2 protein-coding genes are annotated in these 20,591 nt (G+C 74.6%); both read right to left on the reverse strand.

Annotated elements, in window-relative coordinates:
* Positions 1–12: 12 nt before the first annotated feature.
* Entirely contained in the window at positions 13–624 is a 612-nt protein-coding gene (locus CP983_RS45310) for a phosphopantetheine-binding protein (protein ID WP_189748436.1), read from the reverse strand.
* Positions 540–20,591: a type I polyketide synthase gene (locus CP983_RS44930; protein WP_483025212.1), complete on the reverse strand. Its 20,052-nt coding sequence runs from the start codon at positions 20,589–20,591 to the stop codon at positions 540–542. The genes CP983_RS45310 and CP983_RS44930 overlap by 85 nt, the downstream gene beginning before the upstream one ends.

Genomic DNA, 20,591 nt, shown 5'->3' on the forward strand with positions numbered 1-20,591 from the left:
CGGCGCCTCGGGTCACGCCGGTCGCTGCACTCGCTTCAGGGCCAGCTGGACGAGGCTGTCGGCGCCCATCGCGTCCAGGGATTCGGGCTGTCGGGGCTGTTCGGCGGGGGTGGCGGGCCGCGTGTCGTCGGGGCCGGTGGCGGCGGCCGGCGGGTCGGCGAGGCGGCGCAGCATGTCGAGCACGCCGGACTCACGGAGCCGGGTCGTCGGGATCGCGGTCAGCAGGTCCCGTACCTGGGGGTCGATGCCGGCGTCGGCGGAGTCGGCCGCCAAGGGTGCGGCCGTGTCGGCGAGGAGCCGGTCGCGCAGGAGCCGTACCAGGTCCTCGGGGGTGGGGTGGTCGAAGACGAGCGTCGCCGGGAGGGTCAGGGCGGTGGCGGAGCCGATCCGGTTGCGCAGGTCGACGGCGGTGAGCGAGTCGAAGCCGATGTCCTTGAAGGCGCGGGTGGGTTCGACGGAGGCGGGCGAGGAGTGGCCGAGTACGGCGGCCACCTGGGCGCGGACCAGGTCGAGCAGGAGCTGGTCCTGTTCGGGGGCGGTCAGGGCGGCGAGGCGCGCGGTGAGGTTCTCGGCCGTGCCGGACGCGTCGCGTGCGGCGGCCCTGCGCCTGCGGGTGGCGGGCACGAGGTCGCGCAGTACGCCGGCCAGGTCGTCGGCGTGTTCGGCGAGCGCGGCCGGGCGCAGGGCGACGGGGACGGCGACGGGCTCGTTGACGCGCAGGGCGGTGTCGAGCAGGGCGAGGGCTTCGTCACCGGGCAGGGCGGGGAAGCCTGGCGGCGCATACGGGCGAGTTCGGCCCGCGACAGCGTGCCGCCCATGCCGGCCTCGGTCTCCCACATGCCCCAGGCGAGGGACACCGCGGGCAGCCCCTGCGCGCGGCGGGCACCGGCCAGCGCGTCGAGCGCGGCGTTGGCGGCGGCGTAGGCGGCCTGGCCGGCGGAGCCGATGACTCCGGCGACGGACGAGTACAGCACGAAGGCGTCCAGGCGGTGCCCGGCGGTCAGCTCGTGCAGATGCCGGGCGGCGTCCGTCTTCGCGGCCAGGACACGGGCGAGGCGTTCGCCGGTGAGGCCGGTGAGGATGCCGTCGTCGAGGACGCCGGCGGTGTGCACCACGGCGCTCAGCGGGACGCCGTCCAGGACGGCGGCGAGCTGCTCGCGGTCGCTGACATCGCAGGCGACGACATCGACGCGGGCTCCGGACTCGGCAAGTGCGGCGCACAGTTCGGCGGCGCCGGGGGCCTCGGCGCCGCGGCGGGACAGCAGCAGCAGGTCGCGGACACCGTGCCGTTCGACGAGGTGCCGGGCGAGCAGTGCGCCGAGGCCGCCGGTGCCGCCGGTGATCAGCACGCTGCCGGTCCGGGACCAGGGGGCGGGCACGGTCAGGACGACCTTGCCGACGTGCCTGGCCTGCTGGAGCAGCCGCAGCGCCTCGGGAGCGCGGGCGATGTCGAAGGCGGTCACCGGAATCGGCCGCAGCGCGCCCTGCTCGAACAGCTCCAGCAGGGCGCCGAGCATCTCGCCGATCCGGTCGGGCCCGGCCTCCACCAGGTCGAACGCCCGGTACGACACCCCGTGCCCGGCGGCGACGTCGGCCGCCTCGCGGATGTCGGTCTTGCCCATCTCGACGAACCGTCCGCCCGGCCGCAGCAGCCGCAGCGACGCGTCCACGAACTCGCCGGCGAGCGAGTCGAGTACGACGTCGACGCCGCCTCCGTCCGCGCGGAAGCGGTGCTCGAACTCGGTCGTACGGGAGGAGGCGACACGGTCGGCGGGAACGCCGAGCTCGTGCACGGCCGGCCACTTGCCCTCGCTCGCCGTGGCGTACACCTCGGCCCCGAGATGCCGGGCCAGCTGCACGGCGGCCATGCCGACACCGCCGGCGGCGGCGTGGATCAGCACGGACTCGCCGCCCTGGAGCCCGGCGAGGTCAACCAGGGCGTAGTAGGCGGTGAGGAACACGATCGGCACGGACGCCGCCTGCTCGTACGTCCAGCCCTTCGGGATCGGCGCGAGCGTGCGGGCGTCGGCCACGGCCGTGGGGCCGAAGGCGGCGTCGAGCATGCCCATCACCCGGTCCCCGACCGCCGGTCGGTGCACGCCGGGCCCGGTCTCGACGACGACGCCCGCGCCTTCCAGGCCCATCCGGCCGGCGTCCCCGGGGTACATGCCCAGGACGTTCAGCACATCGCGGAAGTTGACGCCCGCCGCCCGCATCGCGACCCGGACCTCGCCGGGGCCGAGCGGACGCCGTTCCTCGGGGACGAGGGCGATGCCGTCGAGACGGCCCTGGTCGACGATGTCCAACCGCCACGCGTCACCGTCACCGGCGGGCGGGGCGAGCACCCCGTCGACGGCCATTTTGACGAGCCGCGGCAGCCACACACGACCGCCACGCACCGCGAACTGCGTCTCGTCGGTGGCACGCAGGACCGAGGCGAGGGCGTCCAGGGAGGCCGGGTCGCCGTCGGTGTCGGCGAGGGCGAACCGCCCGGGGTTCTCACTGATCGCGGAACGCACCAGCCCCCACACACCGGCCGACGCGACATCCGGCGCCCCGTCCGAGGCGCTCTCGACGCGTACGGCTCCCTCGGTCAGCACGACGAGGCGCGAGGCGGCGAACCGCTCGTCGGCCAGCCACTGCTGAAGCCGGGAGAGGACGGGAGCGACCGTGGCGGCCACGTCACCTCCGTCGCCCGCGGCGACCGGCAGCAGCACCGTGTCCGGTACGTCGCCGGTCGCGGCCAGCGCGTCGAAGTCGGCGTGGGCGACGGCGGGGACACCGTCGAGGGCACTCCCGACGACCGTCCACACCGTCCGCTCGGGCACGGCCGCTGTCTCGGGGGCCGGGGTCCAGTGCGGTCGGTACAGGTTGTCGGGGCCGGTGGCGGTGAGGTGTCGCGGGGACTGGGCCCGCAGTACGAGGGAGTCGATCTCCGCGACCGGTTCGCCGGTCGCGTCCGCGATCAGCAGGGCGACGTCCCCGGCGCCGCGCGGGGTCAGCCGGGCCCGGACGGTACCCGCGCCCACGGCGGCCAGGCGGACGCCGGACCACAGGAAGGGCAGCGAGCCGTCGGTGGTCTCCGCGTGCAGACCGAGGCCGTGCAGGACGGTGTCCAGGAGCGCCGGATGCAGGCCGTAGGAGGCGGCGTCCCCGGCCACGGGCTCGGGCAGTCCGGCCTCCGCATACAGCCGGCCCTCGTGCCGCCAGACCCGGCGCAGACCGCGGAAGGCGGGACCGTAGTCGAGGCCGGACGCGGTGAGCCGGTCGTACAGGTCCCCGAACTCCACGGGCTCGGCACCGGCGGGCGGCCAGGTCCTCAAGTCCCAGTCGGGAGCGGGAGGTTCGGCCGTGTCGAGGCTGCCTGTGGCGTGCAGAGTCCAGGGCTCGTCGGGTCCGGCCTCCTGCGGGCGGGCGTACACGTGGAGCGTGCGGCCGGCGTCCTCCTCGGCTCCCACCGCCACCTGAAGCTGTACGGCGCCGTGCTCCGGCAGCACGATCGGAGCACTCAGGGCCAACTCGGCCAACTGCCCTGCGTCCACCCGCTCCCCGGCCTGGAGCGCGAGTTCCACGAGGACCGTACCCGGCACCACGACCGAACCCGTCACGGCGTGATCCGCCAGCCAAGGGTGCGTCCGCACCGACAGGCTCGACGTGAGCAGCACGGCGTCCGAACCGGCCACCGGCACCGCGGCACCCAGCAGCGGGTGGTCCGTGCGTGCCAGCCCGAGACCGTCGGCGTCCGCGGCGGCGGCCGGCGCGTCGAGCCAGTAGCGTTGCCGCTGGAAGGGGTAGGTCGGCAGATCGATGCGGTGGGCGCCGGTTCCTTCGAAGAAGGCGGACCAGTCGAAGTCGGCGCCTCGGACGTAGAGTTCGGCGCAGGCGGTGAGCAGCGTCTCGGGTTCCGGGCGGTCCTTGCGCAGGGTCGCTGCGGCGGACACGTCACCGGCCAGCGCGGTCAGCACCGGGTCCGGGCCGATCTCCAGGAAACGCGCGGCACCCTGGGCGCGAGCGGACTCCAATGCGTCATGGAACAGGACGGGCTTGATGATCTGCTCGGCCCAGTAGGCGGCACTCGTCCAGTCCCCGTCGGACAGCGGGGCACCGGTCATGGTGCTGACGGCGGCCACGGTCGGCCCGTGGAAGGTCACCTGCTCGGCCACCGTGGTGAACTCGGCGAGCACCGGCTCCATCAGCGGCGAGTGGAACGCGTGGGAGACCCGGAGTCGCCTGGCTCGCAGCCCCGTATCCCGGGCCCGCTCGGCGACCGTCTGGACGGCGGCCTCGGTGCCGGACACCACGATCGCGGTGGGTGAGTTGACGGCCGCGATCACCGCACCGTCCACCAGCCATCCAGAGACCTCGACCTCGGACGCCTCCACGGCGACCATCGCGCCGCCCTCGGGCAACGCCTGCATCAACCGAGCACGAGCACCCACCAGCCGTACCGCATCAGCGAGTTCGAGCACCCCAGCGGCATACGCGGCGGCGAACTCACCCACCGAATGCCCCAACACCAGCTCCGGCCGCATCCCCCACGACCGCAGAAGCGCAACCAGCGCCGACTGCAAAGCGAACAACGCCGACTGCGCGTACCCAGTCCCGTCCTCCGCCTCCTCGGCGAACAGCACATCCTTGAGCAACCGATCAAACCCGAGCTCGGCATCCAGCAGCCCGCACACCTCGTCCAACGCCGCCGCGAACACCGGGAAGGCCGCATACAACTCCAGCCCCATCCCCGGCCGTTGACTCCCCTGCCCCGTGAACATCCACGCCGTACGCCCCTCGATCGCCGCGCCGCTGACCACGGGCTCGGTGAGTGCGGCCTGCAGGGCGGTGGTGTCGGGGCCGAGGACTACGGCCCGGTGTTCGAGCCGGGCCCGTGTCGTGGCCAGGGAGAGGCCGATGTCGAGGGGGGCGCCGGTCGTGGACGTCAGACGCTCGGTCTGGGCGCGCAGGGCGTCGGCCGTGTGGGCGGAGACGATCCAGGGGATGAGCGGGAGCCCGGCCGTGGGGGCCGGTGTCCACTCGGCGAGCGGGGGTTCCTCGACGACGACATGGGCGTTGGTGCCGCTGATGCCGAAGGAGGAGACGCCGGCGCGGCGCGGGCGTTCGCCGCGTGTCCAGGGGCGTTCCTCGGTGAGCAGGGCGACGGCGCCTGCCTCCCAGTCGACGTGCGACGACGGCTCGTCCACGTGCAGGGTGCGCGGCAGGCGCTCGGCGCGCATGGCCATCACCATCTTGATGACACCGGCGACTCCGGCGGCGGCCTGCGTGTGGCCGATGTTCGACTTGATCGACCCGAGGTAGAGGGGTTCGTCGCGGTCCTGGCCGTAGGCGGCGAGCAGGGCCTGTGCCTCGATCGGGTCGCCGAGGCGGGTGCCGGTGCCGTGGGCCTCGACGGCGTCCACATCGGCGGGACGCAGACCGGCCGCCGACAGGGCCTGCCGGATCACCCGCTGCTGCGAGGGCCCGTTGGGCGCGGTCAATCCGTTGGAGGCACCGTCCTGGTTGACGGCGGTCCCTCGGACCACGCCGAGGACGCGGTGTCCCCGGCGGCGGGCCTCGGACAGGCGCATGAGCACCAGGACGCCGGCGCCCTCGGCCCAGCCCGTGCCGTCGGCGCCGTCCGCGAAGGACTTGCAGCGGCCGTCGGCGGCCAGGCCGCGCTGGCGGGAGAACTCCACGAAGGTCTGCGGGGTGGCCATCACGGTCACGCCGCCGGCGAGTGCCGTACCGCATTCGCCGGAGCGCAGGGCCTGGCAGGCCAGGTGCAGGGCGACGAGGGAGGAGGAGCAGGCGGTGTCGACGGTGACCGCCGGTCCCTCGAACCCGAAGACGTAGGCGATACGGCCGGAGAAGACGCTGCCCGCGTTGCCGTTGCCGAGGTAGCCCTCGACCTCGTCGGGGACGGTGTGCAGCCGGGCGGCGTAGTCGTGGTACATGAGGCCCGCGTAGACGCCGGTGTCGGTGCCGCGCAGGGAGGTCGGGTCGATGCCCGCGCGCTCCAGTGCCTCCCAGGCGGTCTCCAGCAGCAGGCGCTGCTGGGGGTCCATGGCGAGGGCCTCTCGCGGGGAAATACCGAACAGTTCGGCGTCGAAGTCGGCGGCGTCGTGCAGGAATCCGCCTTCGCGGACGTAGGCGGTGCCCGGTCGGTCGGGGTCGGGGTCGTAGAGCCCGTCGAGGTCCCAGCCGCGGTCGGTGGGGAAGCCGGTGATGCCGTCGGCGCCGTCGGCGACCAGGCGCCACAGGTCCTCCGGGGAGGTGATGCCGCCGGGGTAGCGGCAGCCCATGCCGACGATCGCGATGGGTTCGTCGGAGCCGGCCGGGCGCGCGGCCGGTGCGGCGGGTTCGTCGGCCGGGTCCTCGCCGAGGAGTTCGCGGTGCACGAACGCGGCGAGGGCGCTGGGACTCGGGTGGTCGAAGACGAGGGTCGCCGGGAGGCGCAGGCCGGTCGCGCTGCCGAGGTGGTTGCGCAGGTCGACGGCGGTGAGCGAGTCGAAGCCGATGTCCTTGAAGGCGCGGGAGGGGTCCACGGCGGCGGCGTCCACATGGCCGAGCACGGCGGCGACCTGGGTCTGCACCAGGTCGAGCAGGGCGCGGTCCTGCTCGGCGCGGGGCAGGCCACGCAGTCGGGCGGCGAGCGGCACGTCCGCGCCGGCGGTGCGGTGGGCCGGGCGCCTGCGGCGGGCCGCGGGAACGAGGCCGTGCAGTACGGCGGGCAGGGCATCGCCGCGTGCGGCCAGCGCGGCGGTGTCGAGGGCGGCGGGCACGAGGGCCGGCTCCCCGGTGCGCAGCGCGTCGTCGAGGAGGGCGAGCGCGTCCTCGGTGGCCAGTGCCGGGTAGCCGAGGCGGCGCATGCGGGCCACGTCGACGTCGGTCAGCCGGCCGCCCATGCCCGCGGTGTGTTCCCACATGCCCCAGGCCAAAGAGGTGGCGGGCAGGCCGCGCGCGTGGCGGCGGGCGGCGAGGGCGTCGAGCGCGGCGTTGGCGGCGGCGTATGCGGCCTGTCCGGCGGAGCCGACGACTCCGGCGACGGCGGAGAACAGCACGAACGCGCGCAGGTCGCGGTCAGCCGTCAACTCCTCTAGATGCAGGGCCGATTCGGTCTTCGCGGCGAGGACGCGCGCCAGCCGGTCGGGGGTGAGGTCGGTGAGGACGCCGTCGTCGAGGACGCCCGCCGTGTGCACGACGGCGCTCAACGGCACGCCTGACAGGGCCGCTTCGAGCGCGGCGCGGTCGGTCACGTCGCAGGCGGTGACGGCGACCCTGGCCCCGTGGCCGGCGAGTTCGCTGACCAGATGGTCGGCGCCGGGCGCCTCGGGGCCGCTGCGCGAGAGCAGCAGCAGATCGCGTACGCCGTGTGCGGTCACGAGATGCCGGGCGACCAGGGCCCCCAGCCCGCCCGTGCCGCCGGTGATCAGTACGGTGCCGTCGCCGGGCCAGCCCGGGGCGCCGGTCACCGTGTCCGTCACCCGGCCGAGGCGGGGCTGGAGCACCTGCCCGTCGTGGAAGGCGAGTTGGGTCTCTCCGGCGTCGATGAGCGCCCCGAGCCGTTCGGTCAGCGCCTGCCACGACTCGGGCGTTCCGTCGGTGTCGGCCAGCACGAACCGGTCGGGGTGCTCACTGATCGCCGTACGGACGAGTCCCCATACGGCGGCTGCCACCGGGTCGGTGCGCATACCGGTGGTGATGACGGCCAACCGGGCGCCGGCGAGGCCTGGTTCGGCGAGCCAGGCCTGGAGGGCGGTGAGCACATCGGACGCCTCCTGCCCCGCGAGGACGGGCAGCAGGACGAGCGCCGGGGCGGTCTCGGCGGTGGTGAGAGCGGCGAGGTCGGGGACGACGGTGACCCCGTTCGCGGCCGTGAGGGACCCGGCGTCCCCCAGCACGGCGAGTTCCGTGGACGTCCCTGCCGGTACAGCGGCCACAGGCGTCCATCGCATCCGGTACAGATGCCGGGCCCTGCCGGTACCGACCTCTCCGGCCGCCACGGGCCGCAGTACCAACTGCGTGATGTCGGCGACGGGTTCACCGGCGGCGTCCGCGATCCGCAGGGCGACCTCGCCGGGGGCACGGACGCTCAGCCGGGCCCGTACGGCGGACGCTCCGACGGCCGTCGGCTGCACGCCGGACCACAGGAACGGCAGAAGTGCCTTCCGGCGACCCTTCCCCGCCTGGGCGTCGGCCTCGGTGTCGTCGATGCCGAGCGCGTGCAGCACGGCGTCGAGGAGAGCCGGGTGCAGTGCGAAGCCGGACGCGTCGTCGGCCGTGTGCTCGGGCAGCTCCGCCTCGACGAACAGATCGTCGCCCGCCCGCCACAGCGCACGCAGGCCCTGGAACGCCGGGCCGTAGACCATCCCGGTCTCGGCCAGACGCGCGTACAGGCCGTCGACCTCGACGGGCTCGGCCCCGTCGGGCGGCCAGACCCGCAGGTCCCAGTCGGCCACGGCTGGCCGGGCCGCCCCGAGGGTGCCGGTGGCGTGCAGCGTCCACGGCTCGACGTCGGGCGCTCCGTCCGGCCGGGCGTGGATACGGACGGTGCGCGTCCCCTCGGCCTCGGCCGGGTCGACCGACGTCTGCACCTGTACGGCACCGTCGTGTGCGAGCACCAGCGGGGCGCGCAGCGTCAGCTCGTCCACGCCGTGGAGACCGACGTGGTCGGCGGCCTGGACGGCGAGTTCGAGCAGCGCGGTGCCGGGGACGACGACCGTGCCGTCGACCGTGTGATCGCCGAGCCAGGGGTGCGTGCGGACCGACAGCCGCGACGTGAGGACGGCGGTGTCGGAACCCGCCAGCCGTACGGCGGCCCCGAGCATCGGATGCCGGGTCGCACCGAGGCCGAGCCCACCGGCGTCGAGGACCGGGCGGGTGGGTTCGAGCCAGTAGCGTTGCCGCTGGAAGGGGTAGGTGGGCAGGTCGACGCGGTGGGCGCCGGTTCCTTCGAAGAGGGCGGACCAGTCGAAGTCGGCGCCCCGGACGAAGAGTTCGGCGCAGGCGGTGAGCAGCGTCTCGGGTTCGGGGCGGTCCTTGCGCAGGGTCGCGGCGGCGGACACGTCACCGGCCAGCGCGGTCAGCACCGGGTCCGGGCCGATCTCCAGGAAACGCGCGGCACCTTGGACGCGAGCCGACTCCAATGCGTCGTGGAATCGCACCGGCTTGATGATCTGCTCGGCCCAGTAGGCGGCACTCGTCCAGTCCCCGTCGGACAGCGGGGCGCCGGTGAGGGTGCTGATCGCCGCGATGGTCGGTCGGTTGTAGGTCACCTGCTCGGCCACCGTGGTGAACTCGGCCAGCACCGGCTCCATCAGCGGCGAGTGGAACGCGTGCGACACCTTCAGGCGGCTCGTCCGCCGCCCCGCGTCCCGGGCCCGCTCGGCGACCGTCTGGACGGCGGCCTCGGTACCGGACACCACGATCGCCGTGGGCGAGTTGACGGCCGCGATCACCGCACCGTCCACCAACCATCCAGAGACCTCGACCTCCGACGCCTCCACGGCCGCCATCGCGCCACCCTCGGGCAACGCCTGCATCAACCGAGCACGAGCACCCACCAGCCCTACCGCATCAGCGAGTTCGAGCACCCCGGCCGCATACGCGGCGGCGAACTCACCCACCGAATGCCCCAACACCAGCTCCGGCCCCATCCCCCACGACCGCAGAAGCACCACCAGCGCCGACTGCAAAGCGAACAACGCCGACTGCGCGTACCCAGTCCCGTCCTCCGCCTCCTCCGCGAACAGCACATCCTTGAGCAACCGATCAAACCCGAGCTCGGCATCCAGCAGCCCGCACACCTCGTCCAGAGCCTCCGCGAACACCGGGAAGGCCGCATACAACTCCCGCCCCATCCCCGGCCGTTGACTCCCCTGCCCCGTGAACATCCACGCCGTACGCCCCTCGACGACCGAGCCCATGACCGCCGTGTCGGTCAGGCCGAGCACCGCGCGGTGTTCGAGGGTGGCGCGGCCGGTGGCAAGGGAGAGGCCGATGTGGAGGGGGTCGGCGTCGAGGGAGGTCAGTCGTTCGATGTGGGCCTTCAGGGCGGTGGCCGTGCGTGCGGACGCGACCCAGGGCACGACGGGCGGTGTGCTGTGCCCCTGCTCCGGCTCCACCGCCGGGGCGGGCGGGGCCTCTTCGACGATGACGTGGGCGTTGGTGCCGCTGATGCCGAAGGAGGAGACGCCGGCGCGGCGCGGGCGTTCGCCGCAAGGCCAGTCGTGCTCGTCGGTGAGCAGGCGTACCGCGCCGGCCTCCCAGTCGACGTGCGAGGACGGGGCGTCGACGTGCAGGGTGCGTGGCAGGCGCTGGGCGTGGAGCGCCATGACCATCTTGATGATGCCGGCGACTCCGGCGGCGGACTGGGTGTGGCCGATGTTGGACTTCACGGACCCGAGGTAGAGGGGTTCGTCGCGGTCTTGGCCGTAGGTCGCGAGGAGCGCTTGCGCCTCGATCGGGTCACCGAGGCGGGTGCCCGTGCCGTGCGCCTCGACGGCGTCCACGTCGGCGGGGTTCAGGCCGGCCGCCGACAGGGCCTGCCGGATCACCCGCTGCTGGGAGGGACCGTTGGGCGCGGTCAGGCCGTTGGAGGCACCGTCCTGGTTGACGGCGGAGCCTCGGACGAGGGCGAGGATCCGGTGGCCGCGGCGTTCGGCCTCGGACCGGCGCATGAGGACCAGCACACCGGCGCCTTCGGACCAGCCGGTGCCGTCGGCCGCCTCGGCGAAGGGCTTGCAGTTTCCGTCGGGGGCGAGGCCGCGCTGGCGGGAGAACTCCACGAACGCCGTGGGGTTGGCCATGACGGTGGCGCCGCCCGCGAGTGCCGTGTCGCACTCGCCGGAGCGCAGGGCCTGGCAGGCGAGATGCAGGGCGACCAGAGCGGAGGAGCAGGCGGTGTCGACGGAGACGGCGGGGCCTTCGAGGCCGAGGACGTAGGAAAGGCGGCCGGAGGCGACGCTGGGGGTGCTTCCGGTGAGCAGGTAGCCGGCGGAGTCGCCGTCGGCCTCGTGCACGGAACCGCCATAGCCGTTGGCGGAGACGCCCGCGTATACGCCGGTCGCCGTGCCGCGCAGCGAGGTCGGGTCGATACCGGCGCGCTCCAGCGCCTCCCAGGCGGTTTCCAGGAGCAGGCGCTGCTGGGGGTCCATGGCGAGGGCCTCGCGCGGGGAGATACCGAACAGTTCGGCGTCGAAGCCCGCGACGTCGGGGATGAAGCCGCCGCGTCCGGCGAAGGGGGTGCCGAGGGCCGCCGAGGTGGACTCCAGCAGGCCGGGGACGTCCCAGCCGCGGTCGTCCGGGAACGGCGACATGCGGTCCTCGCCGGCGGTCAGGACGTCCCAGAGGTCTTCCGGTGACTGGATGCCGCCGGGGAAGCGGCAGCCCATGCCGATGACGGCGATGGGTTCGTCGTCGGCCGAGGGAGCGGATGCGGCGGCGGTCGAGCCCGGGGCGGTGTCCGTGCCGAGGAGGCGGTCGCGCAGGTGGGTGGTGAGGGCGCTCGGGGTGGGGTGGTCGAAGACGAGCGTGGTGGGCAGAGCGACCTCGGTGCTCGCGGCGAGCCGGTTGCGCAGGTCGACCGCGGTGAGGGAGTCGAAGCCGAGGTCCTTGAAGGCGCGTTCGGGGTCGATGCCGGCCGGGGAGGCATGGCCGAGGACGGCGGCGACCTGGGACTGGACCAGGTCGAGGAGGGTGCGGTGCTGCTCGGCCGGGGGAAGGTCGCGCAGGGCGCGGGCGAGTTCGCCCTCGGGGCGATCGTAGGTGTCGGTTGTCGCGGCCTGGGCGGTGGTGACCTCGGGCAGGTCGGCGATGAGCGGGCTGGGCCGGGTGAAGGTGAAGGTGGGGGCGAAGCGTTCCCAGTCGACGTCCGCGACGGTCACGCAGGTGCGGTCCGTGAGGAGCGCCTGTTCCAGGGCGGTGAGGGCGCTGTCCGGCGTGAGGAGGGCGAGACCGCGTCCGGTGAGATGGTCGGCGACCTCTTCGTCGGCTGCCATGCCGCCGCCGCTCCACGGGCCCCAGGCGACGGAGGTCGCGGGCAGGCCGAGGGCACGCCGGTGCTGGGCGAGGGCGTCGAGGTAGGCGTTGCCCGCGGCGTAGGCGGCCTGGCCGCCGCTGCCCCAGACGGCGGCCACGGACGAGAACAGCACGAACAGGTCGAGGTCGAGGCCGGCGGTCAGTTCGTGGAGGTGCCTCGCCCCGGTGACCTTGGCGGAGACCACCTGGGCGAGGCTGTTCGGGGTGGTGTCGGTGAGCGGGGTGTTCTGGGGGAGCCCGGCCGTGTGGACGACGCCGGTCAGCGGTGTCTCGGCGGGGATCGCGGCGATCAGCTCGGCCAGTGCGTCGCGGTCGCACACGTCGCAGGCGGCGAGGGTGACGCGGGTGCCGTGGGCGGTGAGTTCGTCGCGCAGCGCGTCGGCGCCGGGCGCGTGGGCGCCGCTGCGGGAGACCAGCAGCAGGTGTGGGGCGCCGCGCTCGGCGAGGCGTCGGGCTACGTGGGCGCCGAGTGCGCCGGTGCCGCCGGTGATCAGTACGGTTCCGCGCGGCGCCGGCAGTCCGGGGGCACCGGTGTTCTTCGCCTCGTCGTGGGCGAGGCGGGCGGCGTGGACGCCGGAGGCGCGGACGGCGAGCTGGTCCCCGGAACCGGGGGCGGCGAGGGCGGCGGCGAGGCGCTGCCAGTCGCCGGGGCCGGCGTCGTCAGGGAGGTCGACGAGGCCGCCCCACAGGCCGGGCAGTTCGAGGGCGGCCGAGCGGCCGAAGCCCCAGATCTGCGCCTGGTCGGGGTGGGTGAGGGGTTCCCCGGCGACGGCTACGGCGGACCGGGTGACGGCCCACACCGGGATCGCCGGTTCGCCGGTGGCCAGCGCCTGGAGGAGGTTGAGGTGGGGTGTGGGGAGCGCATCGCCGCTGTCCGGGAGGACGACGATGCCGTCCGGGCCGTACTCGTGGATGTGCGCGGCGAGTTCCGCGGTCTCCGTCTGCGCGGGCAGGGTGAGGAGTTCGGCGTCGGCGCCCGCGGTGCGCAGTGCGTCGAGGCAGGCGTCGGTGTCCTGTGCGCCGGCGGGGGCGGCGATCAGCCAGCGGCCGGTGAGGCGCGCCGTGCGCGGTGTCGGCACCGGCTTCCAGACCACGCGGTAGCGCCTGCGGTCCTGCGCGGCACGCTCCTCGTGCCGGCGTCGCCACTGCGTCAGGGCCGGGAGCAGCGCGCCCAGCGAGGCGCCTTCGGGCAGGCCGAGTTCGTGGGCCACGGCGGCGGGGTCGGCGGTGTCGACGAGCTGCCAGAACTCGTCCTTGGAACCCTCGTCGGCGGGCCGGTGGGCGGCGCGGTCGGGGAGCCAGAAGCGCTCGCGCTGGAAGGCGTAGGTGGGCAAGTCGGTCAGCTGGGCGTTCGTGTCACGGAAGACTTCCGCCCAGTCCACCCGGGTGCCGCGGACGAAGAGTTCGCCGACTGCGGTGAGCAGGCTGTCGGGCTCGGCCCGGCCGGCGCGCAGGGCGGCGACAGCCACGGTCAGGTCGGGGGCGGTGCGCTGGGCGAGGGCGGCGAGTACCGGGTCGGGGCCGAGTTCGAGCAGGCGGGTGGCGCCGAGTTCGCCGGTGACGGTGCGTACGGCGTCGTGGAAGAGGACGGGCCGGCGCACCTGGCGTACCCAGTAGTCGGCGCTCGCCCAGTCGTCGGCGGCGAGGGGCCGGCCGGTGACGGTGCTGACGGCCGGTATTCGGGGCCGCCGGTAGGTGAGGTCGTTCGCCACGGCGGCGAACTCGGCCGGCATCGGCTCCATCAGCGGCGAGTGGAAGGCGTGCGACACCTTGAGCCGGGTGACGCGCCGGCCCTGCTCGCGCGCGATGGTCAGCACGGCGTCCACGGCGGTCTCCGTGCCGGAGACCACGACGGCGGCGGGCCCGTTCACGGCGGCGACGACCGCGCCGTCGGTCAGCCAGGGCTCGACCTCCTCGGGGTCGGCCTCCACGGCGGCCATCGCGCCGCCCTCGGGCAGCGCCTGCATCAGCCGGGCACGGGCGGCCACCAGCCGTACGGCGTCGGGGAGTTCGAGGACACCGGCGGTGTGGGCGGCGGCCAGCTCGCCGATGGAGTGACCTACGAGCGCGTCGGGGGCGAGGCCCCAGGACCGCAGCAGTTCGGTGAGGGCGATCTGGAGGGCGAACAGAGCGGCCTGCGCGTATCCGGTACGGCCCAGCAGGGCGGCCTCGGGGCTGTCCGGTGTGGCGAACATCGCGGCGCGCAGCGGGGTGTCGAAGCCGTCGGCGCCGCCGAGTTCGGCGTCGAGCAGTGCGCAGGTGTCGTCGAGGCTGCGGGCGAAGAGCGGGTGGGCGTCGTACAGTTCGCGGCCCATGCCGGGACGCTGGCTGCCCTGCCCGGTGAAGGCCCACACCGTGCGGCCCTCGCCCGCGACGGAGGTGACCTGGGCGGTGGGGTCGCCGTCGGCGAGGGCGGTGGCGGCCGCGATCAGGGCGGCCGGGTCGTCGCCGACCAGGACGGCACGGTGGTCGAGGGCGGCACGGGCGGTGGCCAGCGTGCGGCCCACGTCCGCCGGGTCGTGGCCGGGCCGTTCGGCGAGGTGCTCGACGAGCCGGGCGGCCTGCGCCCGCAGGGCCTGACGGGTCCGGCCGGAGAGGATCCAGGGCACGGCGCCGACGGGGCCGGGTGGGGCGGCGACGGTCGAAGTGCCTGCGTGCGATGCCTCGTGGGCGGAAGCGTCGACGGCCGGCACGCCTGCTCGACCTGCACCGGGGACCGGCGCGTCCTCCAGGTCGGCGGCGAGCGCGCCGACGGTCGGCGTGCCCGCTCGCGGTGCCTCGGCGGCGGGGCCGCCCAGAGCAGCCGTGTCCGACCGCGGCGCCTCCTCCACGATCACGTGCGCATTGGTCCCGCTGATCCCGAACGCCGACACACCGGCCCGGCGCGGGCGTTCGCCGTGTGCCCAGGGTCGCGCCTCGGTGAGCAGCCTCACGGCGCCGGAGTCCCAGTCGACGCGGCTGGAGGGGGCGTCGACGTACAGGGTCGGCGGCAGTTGCCCGGCGCGCAGGGCGAGGACCATCTTCATGACGCCTGCCGCGCCGGCCGCCGCCTGGGTGTGGCCGATGTTGGACTTCACCGACCCGAGCCACAGCGGCTCCTCGCGGTCCTGGCCGTAGGTCGCGAGCAGGGCCTGCGCCTCGATCGGGTCTCCGAGGCTCGTGCCGGTGCCGTGCGCCTCGACGGCGTCCACGTCCGCGGGACGCAGACCCGCCGCCGACAGGGCCTGCCGGATCACCCGCTGCTGCGAGGGCCCGTTGGGCGCGGTCAGGCCGTTGGACGCGCCGTCCTGGTTGACGGCGGAGCCGCGCAGCACCGCGAGCACGGGGTGGCCTGCGCGGCGCGCGTCGGAGAGGCGTTCCAGTACGAGGACGGCGGCACCCTCGGACCAGCCGGTGCCGTCGGCGCCCTCGGCGAAGGCCTTGCAGCGGCCGTCGGCGGACAGGGCGCGCTGGCGGGAGAACTCGACGAAGATGCCCGGCGTGGCCATCACGGTCACACCGCCGGCGAGGGCGGTGCGGCATTCGCCCTGCCGGATGGCCTGCGCGGCGAGGTGGAGCGCGACCAGCGCGGAGGAGCAGGCGGTGTCGACGGTGAGTGCGGGGCCCTCCAGGCCGAGGGTGTAACTGACGCGCCCGGACAGGACGCTGGCGGCCGAGCCGGTGGCGACGTAGCCCTCGACGTCCTCGCCCGGGGCGTGGGCGGTGTCGCGGTAGTCCTGGCCGTTGGTGCCGGCGAAGACGCCGGTGGCCGTTCCGCGCAGGGACAGCGGGTCGATGCCGGCGCGCTCCAGTGCCTCCCAGGCGGTCTCCAGCAGCAGGCGCTGCTGGGGGTCCATGGCGAGGGCCTCGCGCGGGGAGATGCCGAAGAGCTCGGCGTCGAAGTCGGCGGCGTCGTGCAGGAATCCGCCGACGCGGGCGTAGGTGGTGCCGGAGTGGCCGGGGTCCGGGTGGTAGAGGCGCTCGACGTCCCAGCCGCGGTCCCGGGGGAACGGCGTGAGGCCGTCCGTGCCGGAGGAGAGCAGGTCCCACAGCTGGTCGGGGGTGGTCACGCCGCCGGGGAAGCGGCAGCCCATGCCGACGATGACGACCGGGTCGTCGTCGGCGCCGACGGGCGCGAGGGCCCGGCCGCCGCGCTCGATCTCGTCGGTGGTGACGCCGAGGACCTGCGTGCGCAGGAACGCGGCGAGCGCGGTCGGGGTGGGGTGGTCGAAGACGAGGGTGGCGGGCAGGGCCAGCCCGGTCGCGGCGGCGAGCCGGTGGCGCAGGGCGACGCCGGTCAGCGAGTCGAAGCCCAGGTCCTTGAAGGCGCGGCCAGCGTCGACGGCACTCCGGTCGGCGTGTCCGAGGACGGCGGCGACCTGGTCGAGGACGACGTCGAGCAGCAGCCGGTTCTGCTCCGCCGGTGTGCGACCGGACAGTTCGGTGCCGAGAGTCCCCGCTGCCGGTGTGCCAGGTCCGGCGTCGATGGCGGGCGGGGCGGCCTCGGGCAGGTCGGCGAGGAGCGGTCGCGGGGTGTAGGCCGCGGCGGCGAAGCGCTGCCAGTCGACGTCGACGACGGTCGTGCAGGTGACGTCCTCGTCGAGGACGCGGTTGAGCACGTCGAGGGCGCGGGCCGGCTCCAGGGACCGTATGCCCTGGCGGCGGAAGTGCTCGGCGACGGTCTCGTCGGCCGCCATGCCGGCGCCGCCCCACGGGCCCCAGGCGAGGGACGTCGCGGGCAGTCCGGCGGCGCGGCGGTGCTGGGCGAGCGCGTCGAGGCGGGCGTTGGCGGCGGCGTAGGCGGCCTGTCCGGCGTTGCCGAGGACGGCGGTGACGGACGAGAACAGGACGAAGGCGTCCAGTTCCCGCTCCCGGGTCAGCTCGTGCAGATGCTGGGCGGCCCCGGCCTTCACGGCGAGGACGCGGGTGAGGCGTTCGGGGGTGAGGTCGGCGGCGAGTCCGTCGTCGAGGATGCCAGCGGCGTGCACGACGGCCGTCGGCGCGTAGGTGTCCAGGACGGACGCGACGGTCTCCCGGTCGGCGACGTCGCCCGCGACGAACGTGACGGCGGTGCCCGACCGGCCGAGTTCCGCGCCAAGTTCGGCGGCACCGGGGGCGTCGGCTCCGCGCCGCGACACGAGTACGAGGTGGTCCGCGCCGCCGACCGCCAGCCACCGGGTGAGGTGTCCGCCCAGGGCGCCGGTCGCGCCGGTGACCAGGACGGTGCCGCGCGGCTGCCAGGACCGCGTGGGCCGCGCCGAGCGGTCGCGCACCAGGCGGGCGGCGTGGACGCCGCTCACGCGCACGGCGAGCTGGTCCTCCCCCGCTCCCCCGGCGGCGAGCACGGCCGCGACCCGCTGCCAGAGCCGGGCCAGCGGCTCGTCCGGCATGTCGATGAGCCCGCCCCAACGGTCGGGCTGCTCCAGCGCCATGACCCGGCCCAGCCCCCACACGGCGGCCTGCTCCGGACGTACGGGCCCCTCGCGCCCGGACACCGCGACGGCACCGAAGGTCACGCACCACAGCCGACTCTCCGGGTGCGCCTGCGCGAGCGCCAGGACATGCGCGGGGTCGGCGAGCAGGGACAGCACGCCCGCGTACGGCGCCTCAGGGTCGGCGGCCGGTCCCGTCGTGACCGTCGCGTCCGCCTCGGGTTCGGCGGCCGATCCGGTCCCGGCTGTCACACCCGCCTCGGGGCCGACAACCGAACCGGCCCTCACTGTCACGTCGGCACCGACGGCTCGCAGCGAGGCCGCGGCCGCGTCGGCCAGTTCGGCCGGGGTGTTCTCGTCGACGGCGATCAGCCAGGTGCCGTTCAGACGGCCCGGGGCCGGGGTCCGGACCGGCCGCCAGGTGATCCGGTAGCGCAGCCCGGCCAGTCGCGACTCCTCGCGGCGCTTGCGGCGCCAGTCGGCGAGCACCGGCAGAACCGCGTCCAGCGGGGCACCGCTGTCCACGCCGAGCTCTCCTGCCAGGGAGTCGGCGTCCCCCTGGTCGACCAGTTCCCAGAACCCCCCGTCGGCGACGCCCTCCACGCTCCCGGCCGGCCGGGCATGGTCGCCCAGCCAGTACCGCTGCCGTTGGAAGGCGTACGTGGGCAGGTCCACCCGGCGCGCGCCGGTCCCCGTGAACAGCGCGGCCCAGTCGATCTCGGCTCCTCGGACGTAGAGTTCGGCGCAGGCGGTGAGCAGCGTCTCGGGTTCCGGGCGGTCCTTGCGCAGGGTCGCTGCGGCGGACACGTCACCGGCCAGCGCGGTCAGCACCGGGTCCGGGCCGATCTCCAGGAAACGCGCGGCACCCTGGGCGCGAGCCGACTCCAATGCGTCGTGGAATCGCACCGGCTTGACGATCTGCTCGGCCCAGTAGGCGGCACTCGTCCAGTCCCGGTCGGACAGCGGGGCACCGGTCAGCGTGCTGACTGCCGCCACGGTCGGCCGGTTGAACCGGACCTCTTCGGCCACGGCAGTGAACTCCGCCAGCAGCGGCTCCATCAGCGGCGAGTGGAACGCGTGCGACACCTTCAGCCGACTCGTCCGCCGCCCCGCCTCCCGCGCCCGCTCGGCAACGGCGTCAACCGCCCCCTCTACCCCCGAGACCACCACGGCGGACGGCCCGTTGACAGCGGCGATCACCGCACCGTCCACCAGCCATCCAGAGACCTCGGCCTCGGACGCCTCCACGGCCGCCATCGCGCCACCCTCGGGCAACGCCTGCATCAACCGAGCACGAGCACCCACCAGCCGTACCGCATCAGCGAGTTCGAGCACCCCAGCGGCATACGCGGCGGCGAACTCACCCACCGAATGCCCCAACACCAGCTCCGGCCGCATCCCCCACGACCGCAGAAGCGCAACCAGCGCCGACTGCAAAGCGAACAACGCCGACTGCGCGTACCCAGTCCCGTCCTCCGCCTCCTCCGCGAACAGCACATCCTTGAGCGACCGATCAAACCCGAGCTCGGCATCCAGCAGCCCGCACACCTCGTCCAACGCCGCCGCGAACACCGGGAAGGCCGCATACAACTCCCGGCCCATTCCCGGCCGTTGACTCCCCTGCCCCGTGAACATCCACGCCGTACGACCCTCCGTGGCCGTCCCCGAGACGACGGGGCCGGGGTGCAGGGCGACGGTGCGGTGTTCCAGGGTCGCGCGGGTGGTGGCCAGTGACCGGGCCACGTCGAGCGGGGCCGCGTCGAGTGCTGTCAGTCGGTCCAGCTGGTCCCGCAGGGCCCGCTCGCTGCGGGCAGACACGACCCACGGCACCACGGGAAGCCGCGTGAGCGGTTCCTCGGAGGCCAAGTCCTCGGTGGCGGGGGCCTCTTCGAGGACCAGATGGGCGTTGGTGCCGCTGATGCCGAACGACGAGACACCCGCGCGGCGCGGACGCTCACCGCGGGTCCAGGGCCGGTCTTCGCGGAGGAGTCGCAGGGTGCCGTCCGACCAGTCGATGTGGGCGGACGGCTCGTCGGCGTGCAGGGTGCGCGGGAGGTGTTCCGCGCGCAGGGCCATGACCATCTTGATGACGCCGGCGACGCCCGCGGCGGCCTGCGTGTGGCCGATGTTGGACTTCACGGAGCCGACCCACAGGGGCTGCTCGCGGTCGTGGCCGTAGGCGGCGGCGAGGGCGTGTGCCTCGATGGGGTCGCCGAGCCGGGTGCCCGTGCCGTGCGCCTCGACGGCGTCCACGTCGGCGGGGCGCAGTCCGGCGTTGGCGAGGGCCTGGCGGACGACGCGCTGCTGGGCGGGGCCGCTCGGGGCCGTGAGCCCGTTGGAGGCGCCGTCCTGGTTGATGGCGCTGCCGCGGATCACGGCGAGGACCTCGTGGCCCTGGCGGTGGGCCTCGGACAGGGGCATCAGGACGAGCATGCCGGCGCCTTCGCTGAGCGCGAATCCGTCGGCCCGTGCGGAGAACGCCTTGCAGCGGCCGTCGGGGGCGAGTGCCCGCTGGCGGGAGAACTCGGCGAACATCTCCAGGCTCGGCAGGACCGTCGCGCCGCCGGCGAGGGCGGTGGTGGCGGCGCCGCTGCGCAGGGCCTCGCAGGCCAGGTGCAGGGCGACGAGGGAGGAGGAGCAGGCGGTGTCGACGGTGAGGGCTGGGCCCTCCAGCCCGAGGGTGTAGGAGATGCGCCCGGAGGCCACGCTGACGGCGTTGCCGGTCAGGACGTGGCCGGCGACGTCGGTGGAGGCGTGCGCGGCGGCACGGTCGTAGTCGACGGTCATGAGGCCGAGGTAGACGCCGGTGGTGGTGCCCCGCAGCGTCGTCGGGTCGATGCCGGCGCGCTCCAGCGCCTCCCAGGTCGTCTCCAGGAGCAGCCGCTGCTGGGGGTCCATGGCGAGGGCCTCGCGCGGGCTGATGCCGAAGAAGGCGGCGTCGAAGTCGGCGGCGGCGCGCAGGAATCCGCCCTCGCGCTGGAGGTAGCCGCCGGGTGCGGTGCCGCTGGGGTCGTAGCGGCCCTCGATGTCCCAGCCCCGGTCGTCGGGCAGCGGGGTGACGGCGTCGGTGCCGTCCAGCAGGAGCTGCCACAGGGCCTCGGGCGAGTCGGCGTCGCCGGCGAAGCGGCAGGCCATGCCGACGACGGCGAT

The sequence above is a fragment of the Streptomyces chartreusis genome, from assembly GCF_008704715.1.
Classification (GTDB): Bacteria; Actinomycetota; Actinomycetes; order Streptomycetales; family Streptomycetaceae; genus Streptomyces; species Streptomyces chartreusis.